This window comes from Weissella cibaria, from assembly GCF_004521965.1.
Classification (GTDB): domain Bacteria; phylum Bacillota; class Bacilli; order Lactobacillales; family Lactobacillaceae; genus Weissella; species Weissella cibaria_A.
Genome location: NZ_SDGK01000008.1, coordinates 63,719 through 81,268 on the forward strand (window position 1 = coordinate 63,719; position 17,550 = coordinate 81,268).

Consider the following 17,550-nt stretch of genomic DNA (forward strand, 5'->3'; position numbering starts at 1 on the left):
CGATTACAAACTTTAGCTTATCGAGATACTAGTCAAACGCAACCCACGTCAACCATCAATTTCCATAAACCCGACGAACGTTCGCGTTTCAAACGTTAACCTACCTCGCTTTCAGTTAGCAAATCGTTTCAAAAAACACCACCAAACTGCATCAATATTTTAATGCTTAAAAATGTTCGGCATATTTGAGCAGTCAGGATCCACAAAAATAAACGTCAAACAAAAGGTCGCAAATTCGTCGATTCTAATTCAGCGGATTTGCGACCTTAGCAAGTAGGACATAAACTGCCATCCCACCCTTATTTCTTAATCATTATTTTTGGTGCCAAAGTAACGTTCAGAAACTTTATCCAACGTACCGTCCTTCTTAAAGCTCGTTAAGACCTGATTGACCTTTTCTCGTAAGGTCACATCTCCCTTACGGAACCCCACACCATACGCGTCTTCACCATAGCCTGTCTTAATAATCTCAAAATCAGCTGGGTTAGGTTCGTGGGCCACATAATAACGGGCGTAGTCCATATCAATCAAAACTGCGCTCACACGGTCAACTTGCAAATCATTCAAAGCTTTATCTAACGTATCATATTGTACCGGTGCTGACCCCAAAAAGTCCTTTAATACCTTGGGTTTCTCGTTGAAGACCGTCAAACCGGCTGAACCAGTCTGAACAGCTAGCGTCTTACCAGCCATCTGTTTAATCGTATCGATTTGGTTACGCTTTAACGTGACCAGCACTTGTGAATCGTTGTGATATGGCACCGAAAAGGCGACCTTCTTTGCTCGAGCCGGCGTCATTGTATAACCATTCCAAATCATGTCAATGTGCCCAGTATCCAACTCCGTTTCCTTCATTGACCAGTCAACGGCCTGAAACTTTACCCGCAACCCCAATTTTTTGAAGGTTGCCCGGGCCAGATCCACATCAAACCCAACTAACTTACCAGACTTGTCCCGATAGCCCATCGGCACAAAGGTATCGTCTAGTCCAACAACAACAGTCTTGTCCGCAGTCACTTTGCGCCAAGTATCATTTGCATGTGACGTTCGATACCAAACAAAGCCAACCAGCAAAGCCAGTACAACGAGCACAATCCCATTCCCAATAATTTGGCGACGCCAATTAATCTTCTTTTTCATACGCAGCCCCCTAGCGTTCTACATCTGTCCCAAAATCAAATGTCTTATCCGCGACCGCTTCCGCAAACGGCAAATCGTGCGTAACTACCAACTGCGTTACCCCTTGTGCTTGCAATTGCTTAATGACCGCAATCACGCGTTCTGTTGATTCGGCATCCAAGCCAGATGTTGGTTCATCATATGCCAAAATGCCCGGCTTCATCGCCAAAGCTCGTGCAATTGCCACACGTTGCTTCTGGCCACCAGATAATTGGAATGGATATTGAGCAGCCTGGGCTGTTAAGCCCAAATCTTGCAACAAACGATCTGCATTCTCAGCTGCCTCAGCCTTTGTTTCATGGTGAACCAATTGCGGTGCCAACATCACATTTTCTTTTACGGTGTATTGCGGAAACAAATTAAAATCTTGGAAAATGACCCCTACTTGGGCACCTGTGCGTTCACCTGTTAAATCAAGGGCCTCACCATTTAAAATCATCTCACCGTCATTCGCAGGCAATAGCCCAGCCACAATGCGTAGAAAGGTCGTTTTACCAATTCCAGATGGGCCAATGATACTCAGGACCTCACCATCATTAACTGTTAAATTCATATTTTTGAAAATCGTCCGCGTATCGTACGACTTCGCTAAGTTTTTAATTTCAAGCATGGCTCTCTCCTTAACAGTAATAGTTCATCTTCGTCTCAACACGCCGTTGAATAACGGTTGCCAAAGCTGTCAGTAGCAAATATAGCAGTCCCACTAACAAATAAGGCATCAATGTGACGTCTCGTGATGCCGCAATATTACCTGCTCGCATCAAATCACCAAGTCCAATGACGTAAACCAGTGACGAATCCTTGACCAGGGTCACCACTTCGTTACCAACGGAAGGCATCACAATCTTGACCACTTGTGGCAATACAATTTTACGCATTGTTTGCCAACGCGTCAGACCAAGTACCTTGGCACCATCAAATTGACCTTGTGAGACGCTTTGAAGCCCACCACGGAAAATTTCAGCAAAGTAGGCCGCATAGTTCAAAATAAATGTGAACACCGCCGCCTCAAAACGAGGTAGTGTGATAATGTGGGCCAAACTTAATCCGTAGTAAACAAAGACGATTTGCAATAGCAATGGCGTACCACGCATCACCCAAATATAGGCATTCGTCACCCAGCGTAGTAAATAAATATCTGATTTTAACGCTAAAGCAACTAAAATACCAAGCGGTACTGACCCAATCAGCGTCAGTGCAAAGACACCAAATGTCATTTTCAATCCGCTTAGCAGACTTGGCATAATCTGCAACATGTACTCCATAGCTTTCTCCTTAACTAAACAAAAAAGCCCTCAAGCAACCTAAATAAAGGTTACTTGAGGACGACTAATTTCGTGGTTCCACCTCAATTTTGCTATTTGTTACCAAATAGCACTCAGACCCCTGCTCAAAACAGGCGTGCGTCGATAACGAGACGAATCGGGTACAGTTTTGACTTGTACCGATAATCATGGGTGTGGTTCATTTAGGCCATTGGTTGCTTCCCAGCTTCCGCGCAACTCTCTAAGCAACGACGTTAAACTACTCGTCCAATCAAATCTTTATGAGATTACTTTAATTGACTTTGTACTTTAAGTCAACACCTTTGATTACCGACTTATAATCGAGTTGACCGTGACTTCCCTGTCATTCGCATATTCAAATCGCGCTGATCAACATTGTACGCCGACACATCAGGCTGGCGCGTCGCATGGTATAGATAATTCATGATGCCATAAATGACGACCAAAATTAATAAATTGACAATCAACGTTGGAAACATGTGGAACATGATAAATTCGCTAAAGTTCAAATTCGTCAAATTGATAATACCAAATGCTGCATAATCAAAGACCAGGTACAAGCTCATCGAGACAAACCAAACCGCCATTGCAGACAAAAAGTTATGTGATAAATAAGCTTGGAGCTTACTTGCTGCCCAAACAGTCAGCGGGAAACCAATCATTGAAATACCAATGATACCACTATAAAAAATATCAAACAGTAGGCCGCCAAGGAATGCAGCTATATACAGCCAACGTCCCTTCATTTGCGAATCAGTGCCGGTCAAAATTGGCATCATAATAATAATCAATGAGAGATATGGGCTCGCCGACATCGGCGTTTTAAATAGGACTGGTGCAAAATGCAATGCAATGCCACCATCTAACATAACCGCCAGGTACACCAACACAAAATGTAGCCATGACGTGTGAACATATTTCAACATATTAATTCTCCATTTAGTGGTTACCATCATCGTAACTAATTCATAGTAGCGCCAACCGCATTTTACGTCAACGTCTTCCGCCGAACCTGATCGAAAAATAAAGATTTAGTAGCCTGTTTTCCGGACTAATGATAAACTAAACTATTCTGAGGAGAGAGAAAAACTTCAGAAGGAGGCCAAGTGCCATGCAAAAGCTCAACTATGATGCGCAGGAATCGTGGTCAATAACATCAGGTCGCATGCAATCACCAATCGCTATTCGCACTGCGGAGACTGATCTGATTGACTACCCTGCGTCATTAAATTTGGCGTATGATTTCACCGGACAATATGTCCACGATACCGGTCAAGGTGTCGAAATTGGGTTAACTGGAACAGCGGTAATCGCTAACCGTCCCTTCCAGTTACAACAGTTCCATATTCACGCCCCCAGTGAACACACGCTTGATGGCAAACAATTTGATGCAGAAGTTCATTTTGTTCATCAAGCACCCGATGGTCGTCAAGCGGTCATTGGGGTGTTCTTACAAATCGGCCCGGCGTCGACAACTTTTGCCACTATTTTAAGTCGCATCAATGATGATCAATCATTCAAATGTGATGTTACTGACATTCTACCCACAAACCGATCGTACTACCATTATATTGGTTCATTAACGACGCCACCGTTGTCAGAGAATGTTGAGTGGTATATTTTAGCCCAACCAATGACAATATCAGCTGATCAATTAGCAGCCTTCCATGTGCATTACGATTACAATAATCGCCACATCCAGCCACTAAATGGTCGACCAGTATTATATTACAATGAATAAAAATAAAACGACCGCAAGTTGCGGTCGTTTTATTTTTATTGTTGTGGAATTGCCACGCTGACAACAGGCACGTTATTAAAATCTGTCGCCGGCTTAATGTAAATCTTCTTTGACAAGCCGTAATTGTCCTTACCAAGGCTTGCAACCCTACCAACGTACAAACCAGCCGGTGTAACACCGCCCAAACCGCTTGTGGTAACCAAATCACCTTTCTTGACGTCAACGTCAGATGTAATTTGTCCCATCACAATTAGGTTCTTTGACTGATTGAAACTGGTAACAATTCCGTCAATTACTTCGCGGTTACTGTTCGTAATCCGAATAGCGAAACGGTCCGCAACTTTACTATCATCAGACAACAATTCAACCTTAGCATTCGTTGTATTAACTTGGGTGATGCGACCGATCAAACCACCTGATCCCATCACTGACAAGCCCTTCTTAAGGCCAGCATTCGTTCCTTTATTGATAATCAACTGAGATTGCCAATTACTTGGGGAGCGTGAAATGACAACTGCATTCACAACCTTATAGTCGGTTAGCGTGCCATCAATTTTTAATTGATCTTTCAAAGCACGGTTTTCAGCTTGCAACGTTTGTAATTGCACCTTAGATTGCGCTAAATCATCAATTTTTGTTGTTAACTTTTCATTTTCGTTATACGTGTTCAACAAATCTGTAATTGCAGCATAACTGCCACTCAATGCTTTGACGGGTGAACTCACAACACCTGACACCCATCCCGACACGTCTGACACAACACGCGTTGGCAATGCTGGCTCTTTTTGAGAACTACGTGCACGCGAACTAAGTGTAATCACACCAATCGTCACAACTGCGACAATCACTGTGACGACCAAACGGCGTGATGTAAAGATATTTTTCATCTTCCGATTGCCTTTCGTTTGATTAAAATAAACAGCGCCACACCGAATGGTGCGGCGTTATCGTCTATCTTGCTTAGTTGTTCTTCAAAACATCAATTGACTTCAATGCTTCACCAGTACCAATCACAACTGCATCCAATGGCTCAGACGCAACGAAAACAGGCACCTTCGTCGCTTCAGCAATTACTTCATCGAGGTGTTGCAACATAGCACCACCACCCGTCAAAACGATACCATGATCGATGACATCGGCCGCAATTTCTGGTGACGTCTCTTCTAACGTTTCCTTAATTGCAATAATGATTTCTGAAATGACATCCTTAATCGCATCAGCAACGTCAACCGCTTCAATATCAATCGTCTTTGGCAAACCAGTTACCAAATCACGACCTCGCGCAGAAGTACCTTCCGCACTCTTAGCAGCTTCAACATCAGCTGAACCGATTTCCATCTTCAAGCGTTCTGCCGTTTGCTCACCAATCAAAACAGAATACTTTTGGCGAATGTATGACATGATTGCTTCGTCAATCTTGTCACCGGCCATACGAATTGAACGTGATGAGACAATGCCACCTAATGAAATTGTGGCAACATCAGTCGTTCCACCACCAAGGTCAACAACCATTGATCCTGTTGGCTCCATCACTGGCAAGCCAGCCCCAACAGCAGCAGCAAATGGTTCCTCGATAACGTAGGCATCACGCGCCCCAGCGACACGTGCCGCATCAATAACCGCACGACGTTCAACAGCCGTAACACCTGATGGTACACCAATGGTGACGTATGGTTTAGCACCGCGACCACCCAAGGCCTTACCCAGGTAATACTTCAACATAGCAACCGTCGTCTCGTAATCGGCGATAACACCATCGCGCATTGGACGGATTGCCTTAATTGAGCCTGGCGTACGTCCAAGCATATCCTTCGCAGCCGATCCAACTGCGACAACTTCATTTGTCTTTGTGTTACGAGCCACAACTGATGGCTCACGAAGCACAATTCCCTTACCTTCAATGTATACCAACGTGTTGGCAGTTCCTAAGTCGATTCCGACATTACGAGTTCCAAATGAAAACACGGCTTCTATCCCTTTTCTTTACAATATTTTATAGTTAATTTTTCTATGGCCTGACATAAGCAGTCTGGGCACGTCAGCAGTTATCACCGTAACCTAGTCATCCTTATCAGCTGCATAAACAATCTCACTCCCAGATAAACTTCAAGGCTCAAGATTAATAATTGCTACGATAAAACACCACACTAATTTCTTATTAAGTTTATCACACCTTATCGTTTTTCGTCCATAAGTCATACAACGTTTCAACGCTTATTTCAGTCAGCCAATGTTGTGACCTTAAACTCGTATAACCACGACTTGAAATTACCATAAAGTCAAGAAAATGGAATTGCATAACACCGCTACACATTGCCAATTGGGTCATTAGTTTGTGATCTGCTTGTGAGAGTCGTAAACTACCACTCGGATGATTATGAACCATAATAAAGCCGTAAGCATTCAGTGCAACTAGGCGTCGAAAAATATCACGTGGATGCACGGTCACACTGTCCAAGGTTCCAATTGCAATCCGATTAACTTCTAGCACCCGCATTTGCGTATTGACTGCCAGTATCCAACAGGTCTCTTGCGGCGCCTGCCCAAACTGCTGCACCATAGCATCACCAACTTTTTGCACCGAATCTGCAATTTTTAGCATTTGTGCACCTCCATCTAGCAATACAGACGCGTAAATCAGTTGATTATCCATTTTCCATCGTGTACCACCCATGAGAAAGGCGTATAATGGACACACATTAAGAGTCAAATGAGGTTTATTATGCGAGTTCGTAAATTTGCTCCACTGCGCATTCCAACCACGAATGTCGCACGAGCTGTCCGTTTTTACCGTGAAGTTTTTGATTTGCCAACTGAATTTGGTGAGGATGAATCTCGGCACTTGTACTTTGATCAGCAATCAATCGTGTTTGAAGAAGATCCGGAAGCCGAGCCAATTGTTGTCCAGGTCACCGTTCGTGATCACAAGGAAACCGTTGAAAATCACTTTATTAATTACTATGTCACCCAGGCCAAACCTGCTACCGAGAGTGAAGATCGTCGGCATATCATTTTCCATTTAGATGATTTTGAAGGTAACCACATCGAAGTCATTGCTAATAAATAGTTAATAGCCCCAACACGACTAAATTTGGTCGTGTTGGGGCTATTTTAATCATCATATATTTCTGCTCGCTTGTACCAAGCGTCAATCAAAGCACTTGATAACTCAGCCATTTCAGTCATACCTAACTCGGTTGCCTGGTTCGCCAGTTTCCGAGCGTCATCCCAATTATGGTATTCCAATTGAGATACCAGTCGAGCCCACCACGCGAAGCTCATTGCAATCTTCGGCTCATTAACAATCCAATCTGCCACGATTTTAAAACTGGCTAAATCAAAATCATCACGGCCCAACAAAACCGTCATATAACGCACAGTCATTGCATTCAATCGCTCCATCGTACTATGTGGCCAGCTCTTGGTCCAGATTTCTGACAGATATTGTTGTGCCATCGCCTTATCAACTTCTGCAATCACCGGATACAACAACGCCACATCCATGGCACGCCAAATTTTAACCGCTTCAAATGAATCAATCAAAATTTGTTGGGCAATTTGAGCGTGTTCATCGGGAATCAATCGCGCGTGAAGCACATCTGCTAAACTCGCGACACGCAAAAAACCGCGAGCCATTGTATTTCGGAATAGCTGATAACTGCGGCGACTCACCTCTTTGATGGTTTCTGTATCTTGGGCTTGATTTGCTGCCAACAACTCGCCCATTAGTCCTTCAACTGTGTCATGCCCGTTAACCAATTCACTATTGATTTCCGCACCTGTTAAAAGTAAGTGACTCATCAACGAGATGAACCCCTCGGCAGGCAAATCATTTTCTTCATTCAAGTACCGGTAATAGCGATTACGGCTAATGCCAATATTCGCTAATTCACGAACCGGGATGTCATTTGCTTGTCGAATCTCATTGATTCGATCACGATTAATTAAACTCATGCGTTACACCTTCCAACATCTATTCTCTCTGGATTTTTGCGCGTGTTAGCGCATGTGCCTTTTTTCTTTACTGAGTGTACCACCGGCAAAACAGTCATTCAACTATATTACCTTACATTTTTTATACTTGAATTTACAATTCAAGTGCAACACTAAGCTAAATAAAAACTGACTCATAATGAACCAGCGTAAAATGTAGTTTGTCTAGAACATACAGAACGCGAGGAAACATTATGAGTCATTATCATCAGCTTACCGCATTTGATCGCGGACGTATAGAAGTTTTACTCAGAGAAGGGTTGTCAATGCGTAGCATTGCAAAAGAAATTGGTAGAAGCGCTTCGACAATCTCTCGTGAGATTGCCCGCTGTGTTGGCTCAACTTATGAAGCTGAGGATGCCGATCAAAAGCACATGCTTGCTCGAACGAAGTCGCATAAACGCCGAAAGTTAGATAACACTGAACTGCGAGAACTAGTTATATATGGAATCAATCAAAAACATTGGTCGCCTGAACAGATAGCTGGTCGACTAAAGATTTCAAGAGGTCATACGATTATTAGCGCAAATACAATCTACCGAGCGATTTATAGAGATAACTTGGGCCAGCCGGTGAAAAGTCACAAAGCTCGGGGCATTGCTCGTGCGCTTCGGCATAGAGGAAAAACTCGACATACTAAAGGTCATGTCGAACGTCGAGGTAAGATTAGAATTCCAAATACGATTGACGAGCGACCTGCAGAAGCAGGTTGTCGCTCTCGAATTGGAGATTGGGAACTGGACACTGTTATTGGCCGTAAAGGCGGTCAAGTATTGGTCACAATGGTTGATAGGAAGACCAGAATATTACTTTCAAAACGAGCGGCATCAAAGAAGACCGTCGATGTTATGAGAATCATAGGTTCAATGCTAGATTCCCTTCCAACCAGTCAGATACAGACTTTAACTCCAGACCGCGGAAATGAATTCAGTGCGCAAGATGAGATAACAAAGAAATTCGATGTCCAGTTTTACTTTCCTGATCCCCACGCTCCATGGCAACGCGGGACCAACGAAAATACAAATGGGCTAATCCGTGAGTACGTCCCTAAAGGGACTGCAATCGAAGATTATTCAGACGAATACATTGAACAAATGGTTGAGCAAATTAATAGCCGACCTCGAAAGCTTTTCGGCTGGAGATCGGCTAAAGAATATTATTTATCTCAAGTGTTCCGGTTGAATTGACAATTCACCTACATAAAAAGGCCAGAGCACGATAACCCGCTCTGACCTTTTGTGTGTCTATTTAACTTGGATGGTATCAGCTGTCTGCAAATCAGCGACTGCCAACCAGTCGATTGTTACCCCTAGCCCTGGGGCACTCGGCACCGGTAATTGTCCGGCCACAATTTCAGGTTGCACTAACACGATATCTCGTTCGAAGTATCGTGAGGCACTTGAGCTATCCGCTGGCACTCGGCGGGTCACTGGCAATGAAGCCAACGCTAGGTCGACTGCCCGGCCGACACCAGAACTCAGCATGCCACTAATCCAGGGGATCTTATCAACTACTGAAATCTGATGAATCGCCTGTAGCGTTGGCCAAATCCCACCAATTTTTGCTTGCTTAAGCGTAAACGCATCAGCGACCGCCAACCCTTGCGTAACGTCCTTCAAATCATTCAACGATTCATCCAAACTAATATGCATCTGTGTTAACTGTTGTTGTGCAATTTGATGCGCCTGCCAAGCATCGGTCGTAAATGGTTGCTCCATCATGAAAACTCCCGCTTGTTCAAGCGTCCATAATCGGTCCATCATCGCTGGTTGCCAGCCGGCATTCGCATCAACCGAAAATAGTTGGTTCGGAAACGTCGCTAAAACGCTCTGCAATTGTTGTAAGTCCGTATCGACAGCTAGTTTCAACTTAATTCGTTGATATCCTTGAGCGACTGCCGCTGCAATGGCCCGTTGCGTAGCTTGGGCATCAGTCTGAATACCAATCGCAATTCCTACCGGCACCGTCGGACCGACCCCGCCAATCATTTGCTGTAATGATTGGCCCTGTTGTTTACCCTGAATATCCCATGTCGCCATTTCAAGTGCGGCCTTAGCAAAGGAATGACAGCTTTGCGCTTGTAGCCAATTACTAAGTATCGTTGCGGAATCAAATGTCTGTCCTAACATCAAGTGACTTAGTCGTTGCACCTCCGCTAGCGATTCAGCTTGAGATTCTGGCGCATAGGCATGATCAATAAACGACTGGATATCGCCAAAGCCCGTTATACCATCGGTCGTGGTGACAGCCACCAAAGTTAATGGCCGATCATAGGTCACATCATGAGCCGTTTTAAATGGTGATTTCAAACGTAACTGCAATGGGTACAGGGTGATTGTTGCAATTTGCATGGTTACACCTCGGCTTGCAAGGCAGCCACGACGGCAGCACTGTTTTCGAAATGCACGTTATGCCCCGCGCCAGGCACAATTACCCGGCGGACATTGGGCAACCGAGTCGCCATATCAGTGTTCAGACGGTTAAACTTTTGATCATTTCCGCCGGTAATCAGTGTCACTGGTACTAACAAGGCTGCCAAATCATTCCAATAATTCGGCATTGCCCCCGTGCCAAAATAACGCAGTGAATTGGCAACATTAGCTGCCGTTTGATTAACACGTTGCTCGTGCATAAATTGCTGTTGCGTCAGTGACAGCTGTCGTTGACTCGCAAACAATGGTAACTGTTCCCAATCCGCCACAAATTTCGCCATACCGTCTGTTTCAATCCGCTGGGCTTTTTCAGCGTCTGCCGCCACACGTGCCTGTCGCGCATCAATCTCAGCCAGCCCGGCCGTACCACTTTCAAGATACAAATGGGACACATAAGTCGGTTGCATCATCGCAAAAGCCAACGCTAACCGCGCACCCATTGAGTAACCAACTAACCGAATATCATGGAAATCAAATAAATCGAACAAGGCAACGAGGTCTTTGACTTGATTATCAGCTGAAAAACGTCGCGCATCCGCAACAACCGGGGCCTGATTCCCAAATCCTAACAAGTCAATGTAAATCCGGGTGCCTTGCGGGTCAATTTGCTCATATTCAGCATAACTACCCATGAAGCCGTGGAAGAACCCCCAGATTGGATTCCCTTCACCTAAAATCCGAACGTGATAAGGATAATCATTAATAATGGCTGTCTTATCCATGAAAAGCCTCGCGTAGTTTTGCCAATAATGCGTCGTGCTCTGCGACGTTAGCTTCGCGGTTACTCTTAATTTCAAGCAAACGTAATCCTTGAGCAGGTTGGGCTAACAATTCGCGTAATCGTGCCTGGTCCGCAACCAATTCATAATCCGCGTGATAAAGTTTAGCCACATTCGCAATCTCAAATGGCAACGGCGTTCCAAACATTGGTTCGAAAAAGGCCTTCGCTGCTGCTTGTGGCAAGAATGAGAAGATACCGCCACCTTGATTGTTAACCACTACAATGGTCAAATCTAATTGTGCCTGGTGTGCCATCATCATCCCATTCATATCATGGAATAACGTCAAATCACCTGTCAAGAACGTTGTTGGCTTGCCGGTCATTGCCATCCCAAAAGCTGTTGAGACTGTCCCATCAATGCCGTTCGCCCCACGGTTTGCCATCACTCGAATTGCTTGCGTTGGCATAAAGTAATTATCCATATCCCGAATTGGCATTGAATTGGCCACGAACAATTGACTATCGGCCGGCAAACTCGTCATCGCTAATGGCAAGGCCACTTCCGTCATGTCAGTTGAGGCAATTGTCTTCGTTAACGTGGTCTTTACGGTTTGCCAGCGAGCTAAGAAGGCAACGCTGTCGCTACCCGGTTCAGCCAACAAATCAGCAATCAAGCCCATCTCATCAACAGCAATTGTGATTTCAGTTTGCCGAGAGTGATCATGGCCAGCCGCATTTTGACCAGCTTGAATAACTTGCACGTCGTTGGCACGCAGCCAAGCGATAACTCGTGCAGATACCGGTGTGCCACCAAAACGGATAACCACTTCTGGCACCAAATCATCAGCCAACACATCGGCCTCAAGCAATGCATCGATGCCATTTATCGCATGATCACTTGGGCGAACCCCGCTCAACACATCAGCCAAAATGGGTAACTTAAAGTGATCCGCGAATCGTTCAAATTGCGTGGCATCCCAACTCATTTCATCTGGTCCTGCCAAAACCATCGCCCGCTTGTCACGAAGTAAGGCCGCAATGCCTTGCACCGTTTGCCAGTCGGCTCGCATTTGACCGGTAATGATATGCTGGGACACCACTGCTGGCCAAGTTGCGCCCAAGTCCGGCATCAAGGGTTTACGCAACGGCAAATTAATCTGTACCGGACCTGCTGGTGCAGTCACTGCCGTCACCACCAGCTGTTGCACACGATAATCAATATAACGTGTCACATCAGCATGCGCATCTTGCATCTCAATGGCTACGAAATCCTTGATATTATCACCATATAGATTCGTTTGGTTGACCGTTTGCGGTGCACCAATCGCCTGTAACTCAGCTGGGCGATCGGTTGTCAACGCAACCAATGGTACGTGCGACACGTGGGCTTCCATCATGGCTGGCAAATAGTTAGCCGTTGCCGTCCCTGATGTCGCTAATAATGCGACCGGTTGGTGCATCGTCTTTGCCATCCCTAAAGCGAAGAAGGCTGCTGACCGTTCATCAACATCGACAGTGACACGCATGTCATCGCGAACATGTTGCATCTCAGCTAACAACAAGGCAAATGGCGTCGTTCGCGATCCTGGCGATACCACAAACTCATGAACACCTTGTGCAACCAAACTACCTAACAGGTGTTTAATATTCGTCGTCAAAACTTCATTTGCCATCTACTTATCTTGCTCCTTCAATAAATTCATCATTGGGGTCATCTTCAACCCCGTTTCTTCAAATTCAGCTTGTACATCTGAGTCCACTAAAATGCCTGCACCTGCAAATAACGTCACTGTTCGTTGCTTCAGCCACATCGACCGAATACCAACAATCATTTCGCCATCACCGTCCGGCTTCACCACGCCAATTGGACCGGCAAACAAGCCACGGGGGTGTTGCTCAATCGTCTGAATCGTTGACATTGCCCAGTCAATAGGCTTACCACCAAGCGCTGGTGTTGGGTGCAAACGTTCAGCAAGGGCCAATACCATGTTGCCACCATTTAATTGCCCCGAAATCGGCGTGTACAAGTGTTGTACCTGTGGGTTCTTCATGATTTGTGGTCCATCTGGTAACGTCAAAGTAGCCACATCTCGCAAACGCGACACAATCGTTTCAACCACATATGCATGTTCTTGCAAATTCTTAGGGTCTTGTAAGAGCTCAGTCGCCAAACGCGCATCCTCTGCTTCATCAGCGCCTCGGCGAATTGTTCCCGCAACACCGGCCGTTTCAAACTGTCCCCGGTTAACTTTTGCCAGGCGTTCAGGGGTCGCTGACACAAACACCTCATCCCCCCGCTTTAACACAAAGTGGTAACTATTAGGTTGTTGCGTTGCAAGGTCCGCTAGCAATGTCGCTAAATTAAGCTGGCCCGTTAACCTAACTTGTCGTTGCCGTCCTAGAACCACTTTTTGGTGGCTGGGATTTTGCTGCATGTCATCAACTGCTGTTTGGACCCGATCTGGCCAATCGTGTTCATCCGTTTGGTTTGTAATCGCTGGGCCAGCTATGGGGTTTGGTGCCCCGAAGGGATCCGTTTCACGTCCCCATAAATGCTGGTCCGTAATGTCGTATAGAACTTCCGGCAACACGAAATAGCCATTCATTAACGCGCTATCCGCAACGGATTGTTCATCGAATGAAAAACCACCAAAGACCGGGTAACGTTGTTCACGTGTCCATGCTGCCACGGTTTGAAAATCCGCCCCAAACTTCTCTTCACGGACACCAAAACCGTAGTAGCGTGTTCGCTTATCAGCCGTCGCAAAATAGACGGCATGTTCAGACCGATCAAACCGATCGCGTAACTGTTTTTCAGTTGGAAAGCTCATCTCAAACACCTCACTGTTTTTCGCTTATTCCAGTATATCCTACCTAGCAAGGGTGCAACACCCAAAATAAAAAGACCAACTGCAACTGCAATTGATCTAATTAATTATTTTGTCGCGAATCCCTTATCATGCAAATGTTGCGTTGCTAGGCTGTTGTCCTTCGCAGTTGTCGCAACCATTTTCATATTATGCTCCGTCCAGTCTTCATCGATGCCCCGACCAGCAAAGTACTCACGCATGGTTTTGTTATACGTTGCCACCGCACCTTCCAACTCCGCTTGATCATACTTGTCTGTCATCCAGAAACCACCTTTAACTGGTAACTTGGGCTTCACCCCAGGTTCCTGGTCAGGATATCCTAGCGACAAGCCCATCACCGGCTTCACAAACTTTGGCAACTGTAACGCGTCCTGTAGGAAATCCAGTGGACGGACTGCCCCAGCCATTGTCACTGCGCCAAGACCCACCGCGTTAGCTGCCAAAACAGCATTCTCTAAGGCAATCCCCGCTGAAATCAAAGCACCCTCGGTCATGTTATACCACGCCAAGTTTTCGGCCATTACAGCAGCTTGTTCTGGCGTTGCACCAACAAACAACTTGTTGTAATCAATCGCCAAGACGAAGAACCGTGGTGCGCCAGCAATGTGACGTATCCCCACGCGTTCAGTAATTTCATCCTTCACAGCTTGATCAGTAATCTCAATGAACGTCACTGGTTGAAAGTTATTCATATTTGGACCTGAAGCAGCGGCTGATAAGACTGTCATCACCAGATCATCTGAAACGGGTTCATCTTTAAAAGCCCGAATTGATGCGCGATTCGACAAAATTTTAAATACATCGTTTTCCATGGTTGACCTCAATATCTCAAATTATTACCTTAATAGCCTACCATACTTTGAAAACGATCTTATAATGACTTACTCAAACTGCGCATCATATAACGTCTTATAAACACCATTTTGGGCAAGCAACTCATCGTGTGAACCGCGTTCTACAATTTGTCCTTCATTCAATACAACGATTTGATCAGCGTTGTACACTGTACTCAAACGGTGCGCAATCACAATTGCTGTTTTGTGTGTCATTAAATTATCCAAGGCGTGCTGAATAATTTTTTCTGACTCGTTATCCAAAGCCGCCGTTGCTTCATCAAGAATAGTGATTTCAGCATCCTTAACCAAAGCACGCGCAATTGACAATCGTTGCTTTTGACCACCAGACAACTTCACGCCACGCTCACCGACAGTCGTTGCCATACCATCTGGCAAGCCACGAATGAAGTCCGCAATCGCGGCTCGTACAGCAGCATCCCACAACTTGTCATCAGTCACTTCACCTGAGCCATAACGAATATTGTCCGCAATCGTCCCATCGACAATCGTCACATCCTGGCTGACAATTGAAATGTGTTGTCGCAAATCGCGAATATCAATTGCTTCAATTTTCGTATTATCAAACAGGATGTCACCACCCGTTCGTTCATAAAAACGGGTTAATAATCGAATCAACGTTGACTTACCAGCACCAGAACGGCCAACAACAGCCGTTGTCTTGCCCGCTGGAATTAACAAATTAATACCGTTAAGTGATGCCACTCGTTCTTGATCATAACTGAATGACACATTTTGTAAATCGATACCAGTTTGCAAGGGACCTGGGAACGCGACCGGTTTAGGCGCATTCTTAATTTTCTCCTCAGCACCCATAATGTCTTTGATACGATCATATGAGACTTGCGCCGTCTGGAGCATATTTAATAGTCGCGAAAATGACCGAATTGGATCTTGCAATAATGATAGGTAACTCAAGTAGGCCACTAATTGACCAACCGTCATGTGCCCCTTAATGACTAGCCATCCACCAAATGCCAACACAATCGCTGTGCCAACCGTGTTAATAAAATTAACTAAGGGTTGGAAGATTGCTTGCCACCGGGTTGCTTCTAATTGGTAGCCATTTTGTGCTTCAACGACATCTCGGAACCGAGCAGTTTCTTCATCTTCTGTTGTATAGCTCTTAATCAGCTCAATCTCTGTGATTGTGCCCTGCAACTGATTGGAAATTTGTGAACTCGCAGCGCGTACCTTTGTGTAGGCTGCACGAATCTTACTGCGGAAGTAACGAATCGTCACAAAAAGCACCGGAAAGGTCACGGTCACCATCAAGGCTAGTTGCCAGTCTTGCATAAACAAGAATGTTAAGACAGCGACGAACGTAAAAATATTGCCAATAATGCCAAAACTATCTGAACTAATTAGGCTTTGTAAATTACTAATATCGCTGGTTAATCGCACCATCAAATCACCCGTCTTGGCGCTTTGAAAATAGTCATAATCCTGCTTCAAGATACGGTTATAAGTTTGCAACCGTAAATCCGTAATTGACCGTTGTGACAGCATCTGCATCAAATAGGTCGACACGAACGTCACGACGCCCAACACTAGCGTTGTCAAAATCAGCAACCGAACCTGGACCGCCAACGAGTGGATGTTCTTCAGTGCCACGGCGTGATCAATCACATGTTGTGTAAACTGCGGCACTACAAAATTAAGACCGGCAATAATTACCAGCAAGGCCACGTTCAAAACAAGCAATGATTTGCGCTTCAATACACTGCAAAAAACAAACTTTAACATCTCACCAAGGGTGGTATCCGATTCCTTCAGATATGCTTTAACCTCAGCTGGACTCATGCGTCCACGATTCATCATATATCTCACCTCACTTATTCCAGCAACCATCTTACCACTTACAAAAAGTGCAGGCGTAAAAAAGAACTTATTTAAGCTAAGCTGAAGGTAAAGCGCTTATAATTTAACTATACAAAAAGTGAACAACAACCTTGGAGGTACGATTATGATTCGAACTATTGGTAACCGTGTAATGGCATCTTTCATGGCTGTAAAGGCCAGCTTGCTGACATTTGCTCTTTTCGCAATTTAACTAATCTTTAGCCCGTCCTGACGCACAGCGTAGGGCGGTTTTTTATTTATCAGGTTGTTGGGTTTGTGCGTGTCGTGCTAGCGCACGAGGCATGGCATGGGTGTGGGGAATTGACTTCGACAAAGGTGCCAGCTGGGAAACTCCGCCGGTGCTTGGCTGAACTTGTGAGTTCCCCGCCGGTCATCGCTACGCCAATTCCCCACACCTATGCCAGCAACCGAGATACTCTCGATTTGTTTGATAGCCATCGTTAGGTCGACCGGGTCAACTTATGATCACATCAATATTTTAGTAGCCATTTGACAACTTTAGACATCAGAGAACGTCTTGACTGTCGCAACCAAATTCAACGACAATACCAATACAAAAAACCGCCGGCTCGTTGGCCCGCGGTAACTTTCACAATGCTTGGCGACACATC

The 17,550-nt window shown here is 45.2% G+C and carries 17 protein-coding genes; 3 read left to right on the plus strand and 14 right to left on the minus strand.

The features are described from left to right. Nucleotides 1–306 precede the first annotated feature (306 nt). From EST42_RS01000 to mreD, 4 genes are all read right to left on the minus strand, one after another. Entirely contained in the window at nucleotides 307–1,140 is an 834-nt protein-coding gene (locus EST42_RS01000) for an amino acid ABC transporter substrate-binding protein (protein WP_134643822.1), read from the minus strand. 10 nt (nucleotides 1,141–1,150) lie between these two features. Continuing rightward, nucleotides 1,151–1,789, minus strand: coding sequence for an amino acid ABC transporter ATP-binding protein (locus EST42_RS01005; protein ID WP_134643823.1), 639 nt, complete (start codon nucleotides 1,787–1,789; stop codon nucleotides 1,151–1,153). A gap of 10 nt (nucleotides 1,790–1,799) precedes the next feature. Further along, nucleotides 1,800–2,444, minus strand: coding sequence for an amino acid ABC transporter permease (locus EST42_RS01010; RefSeq protein WP_134643824.1), 645 nt, complete (start codon nucleotides 2,442–2,444; stop codon nucleotides 1,800–1,802). A 335-nt stretch (nucleotides 2,445–2,779) separates the two neighbouring features. After that, nucleotides 2,780–3,391: a rod shape-determining protein MreD gene (gene mreD / locus EST42_RS01015; protein WP_134643825.1), complete on the minus strand. Its 612-nt coding sequence runs from the start codon at nucleotides 3,389–3,391 to the stop codon at nucleotides 2,780–2,782. Nucleotides 3,392–3,576: 185 nt separating this feature from the next. Here mreD and EST42_RS01020 point away from each other — a divergent pair, with 185 nt between their 5' ends. Further along, nucleotides 3,577–4,206, plus strand: coding sequence for a carbonic anhydrase family protein (locus EST42_RS01020; protein ID WP_134643826.1), 630 nt, complete (start codon nucleotides 3,577–3,579; stop codon nucleotides 4,204–4,206). A gap of 35 nt (nucleotides 4,207–4,241) precedes the next feature. Here the strand turns inward: EST42_RS01020 and mreC are convergent, their stop codons facing one another. The 3 genes from mreC to EST42_RS01035 all read right to left on the minus strand — a co-directional run bounded on the left by mreC (nucleotide 4,242) and on the right by EST42_RS01035 (nucleotide 6,808). Beyond that, complete coding sequence (gene mreC, locus EST42_RS01025) at nucleotides 4,242–5,093, minus strand: rod shape-determining protein MreC (RefSeq protein WP_134643827.1); 852 nt, start codon at nucleotides 5,091–5,093, stop codon at nucleotides 4,242–4,244. Nucleotides 5,094–5,166: 73 nt separating this feature from the next. Continuing rightward, entirely contained in the window at nucleotides 5,167–6,171 is a 1,005-nt protein-coding gene (locus EST42_RS01030; RefSeq protein WP_134643828.1) for a rod shape-determining protein, read from the minus strand. 202 nt (nucleotides 6,172–6,373) lie between these two features. Beyond that, nucleotides 6,374–6,808: a JAB domain-containing protein gene (locus EST42_RS01035; protein ID WP_134643829.1), complete on the minus strand. Its 435-nt coding sequence runs from the start codon at nucleotides 6,806–6,808 to the stop codon at nucleotides 6,374–6,376. A gap of 120 nt (nucleotides 6,809–6,928) precedes the next feature. Here EST42_RS01035 and EST42_RS01040 point away from each other — a divergent pair, with 120 nt between their 5' ends. Further along, nucleotides 6,929–7,273, plus strand: coding sequence for a VOC family protein (locus tag EST42_RS01040; protein WP_134643830.1), 345 nt, complete (start codon nucleotides 6,929–6,931; stop codon nucleotides 7,271–7,273). A 44-nt stretch (nucleotides 7,274–7,317) separates the two neighbouring features. On the opposite strand, the gene EST42_RS01045 is transcribed toward EST42_RS01040, so the two are convergent. Then, complete coding sequence (locus tag EST42_RS01045) at nucleotides 7,318–8,160, minus strand: hypothetical protein (protein ID WP_134643831.1); 843 nt, start codon at nucleotides 8,158–8,160, stop codon at nucleotides 7,318–7,320. Nucleotides 8,161–8,393: 233 nt separating this feature from the next. Between EST42_RS01045 and EST42_RS01050 the strand changes: the two genes are divergently transcribed. Then, complete coding sequence (locus EST42_RS01050) at nucleotides 8,394–9,386, plus strand: IS30 family transposase (RefSeq protein WP_134643832.1); 993 nt, start codon at nucleotides 8,394–8,396, stop codon at nucleotides 9,384–9,386. A 57-nt stretch (nucleotides 9,387–9,443) separates the two neighbouring features. On the opposite strand, the gene EST42_RS01055 is transcribed toward EST42_RS01050, so the two are convergent. The 6 genes from EST42_RS01055 to EST42_RS01080 all read right to left on the minus strand — a co-directional run bounded on the left by EST42_RS01055 (nucleotide 9,444) and on the right by EST42_RS01080 (nucleotide 16,897). Further along, nucleotides 9,444–10,550, minus strand: a complete 1,107-nt coding sequence (locus tag EST42_RS01055) for an enolase C-terminal domain-like protein (RefSeq protein ID WP_134643833.1) — start codon at nucleotides 10,548–10,550, stop codon at nucleotides 9,444–9,446. 2 nt (nucleotides 10,551–10,552) lie between these two features. Further along, nucleotides 10,553–11,353, minus strand: coding sequence for a 2-succinyl-6-hydroxy-2,4-cyclohexadiene-1-carboxylate synthase (menH, locus tag EST42_RS01060; RefSeq protein ID WP_134643834.1), 801 nt, complete (start codon nucleotides 11,351–11,353; stop codon nucleotides 10,553–10,555). Then, nucleotides 11,346–13,025 carry a 2-succinyl-5-enolpyruvyl-6-hydroxy-3-cyclohexene-1-carboxylic-acid synthase gene (menD, locus tag EST42_RS01065; protein ID WP_134643835.1) on the minus strand — a complete coding sequence of 560 codons (1,680 nt, stop codon included), beginning with the start codon at nucleotides 13,023–13,025 and terminating at the stop codon, nucleotides 11,346–11,348. Before menD ends, menH begins: the two co-directional genes overlap by 8 nt. Further along, nucleotides 13,026–14,183, minus strand: a complete 1,158-nt coding sequence (locus EST42_RS01070) for an isochorismate synthase (RefSeq protein ID WP_134643836.1) — start codon at nucleotides 14,181–14,183, stop codon at nucleotides 13,026–13,028. It lies immediately after the preceding gene. 104 nt (nucleotides 14,184–14,287) lie between these two features. Continuing rightward, nucleotides 14,288–15,034, minus strand: a complete 747-nt coding sequence (locus tag EST42_RS01075; protein ID WP_134643837.1) for a nitroreductase family protein — start codon at nucleotides 15,032–15,034, stop codon at nucleotides 14,288–14,290. 69 nt (nucleotides 15,035–15,103) lie between these two features. Then, a complete protein-coding gene (locus tag EST42_RS01080) occupies nucleotides 15,104–16,897 on the minus strand; it encodes an ABC transporter ATP-binding protein (RefSeq protein ID WP_134643838.1) in 1,794 nt (597 codons plus the stop codon). Between the last annotated feature and the right edge of the window lie 653 nt (nucleotides 16,898–17,550).

What these genes read in the sequence shown, in the direction of transcription:
- menH (WP_134643834.1), bottom strand. Translation starts at nt 11,353, where the DNA reads ATGGATAAGACAGCCATTATTAATGATTATCCTTATCACGTTCGGATT.
- menD (WP_134643835.1), bottom strand. Translation starts at nt 13,025, where the DNA reads ATGGCAAATGAAGTTTTGACGACGAATATTAAACACCTGTTAGGTAGT.
- EST42_RS01075 (WP_134643837.1), bottom strand. Translation starts at nt 15,034, where the DNA reads ATGGAAAACGATGTATTTAAAATTTTGTCGAATCGCGCATCAATTCGG.
- EST42_RS01000 (WP_134643822.1), bottom strand. Translation starts at nt 1,140, where the DNA reads ATGAAAAAGAAGATTAATTGGCGTCGCCAAATTATTGGGAATGGGATT.
- mreC (WP_134643827.1), bottom strand. Translation starts at nt 5,093, where the DNA reads ATGAAAAATATCTTTACATCACGCCGTTTGGTCGTCACAGTGATTGTC.
- EST42_RS01040 (WP_134643830.1), top strand. Translation starts at nt 6,929, where the DNA reads ATGCGAGTTCGTAAATTTGCTCCACTGCGCATTCCAACCACGAATGTC.
- EST42_RS01035 (WP_134643829.1), bottom strand. Translation starts at nt 6,808, where the DNA reads ATGCTAAAAATTGCAGATTCGGTGCAAAAAGTTGGTGATGCTATGGTG.
- EST42_RS01055 (WP_134643833.1), bottom strand. Translation starts at nt 10,550, where the DNA reads ATGCAAATTGCAACAATCACCCTGTACCCATTGCAGTTACGTTTGAAA.
- EST42_RS01045 (WP_134643831.1), bottom strand. Translation starts at nt 8,160, where the DNA reads ATGAGTTTAATTAATCGTGATCGAATCAATGAGATTCGACAAGCAAAT.
- EST42_RS01070 (WP_134643836.1), bottom strand. Translation starts at nt 14,183, where the DNA reads ATGAGCTTTCCAACTGAAAAACAGTTACGCGATCGGTTTGATCGGTCT.
- EST42_RS01020 (WP_134643826.1), top strand. Translation starts at nt 3,577, where the DNA reads ATGCAAAAGCTCAACTATGATGCGCAGGAATCGTGGTCAATAACATCA.
- mreD (WP_134643825.1), bottom strand. Translation starts at nt 3,391, where the DNA reads ATGTTGAAATATGTTCACACGTCATGGCTACATTTTGTGTTGGTGTAC.
- EST42_RS01080 (WP_134643838.1), bottom strand. Translation starts at nt 16,897, where the DNA reads ATGATGAATCGTGGACGCATGAGTCCAGCTGAGGTTAAAGCATATCTG.
- EST42_RS01010 (WP_134643824.1), bottom strand. Translation starts at nt 2,444, where the DNA reads ATGGAGTACATGTTGCAGATTATGCCAAGTCTGCTAAGCGGATTGAAA.
- EST42_RS01005 (WP_134643823.1), bottom strand. Translation starts at nt 1,789, where the DNA reads ATGCTTGAAATTAAAAACTTAGCGAAGTCGTACGATACGCGGACGATT.
- EST42_RS01050 (WP_134643832.1), top strand. Translation starts at nt 8,394, where the DNA reads ATGAGTCATTATCATCAGCTTACCGCATTTGATCGCGGACGTATAGAA.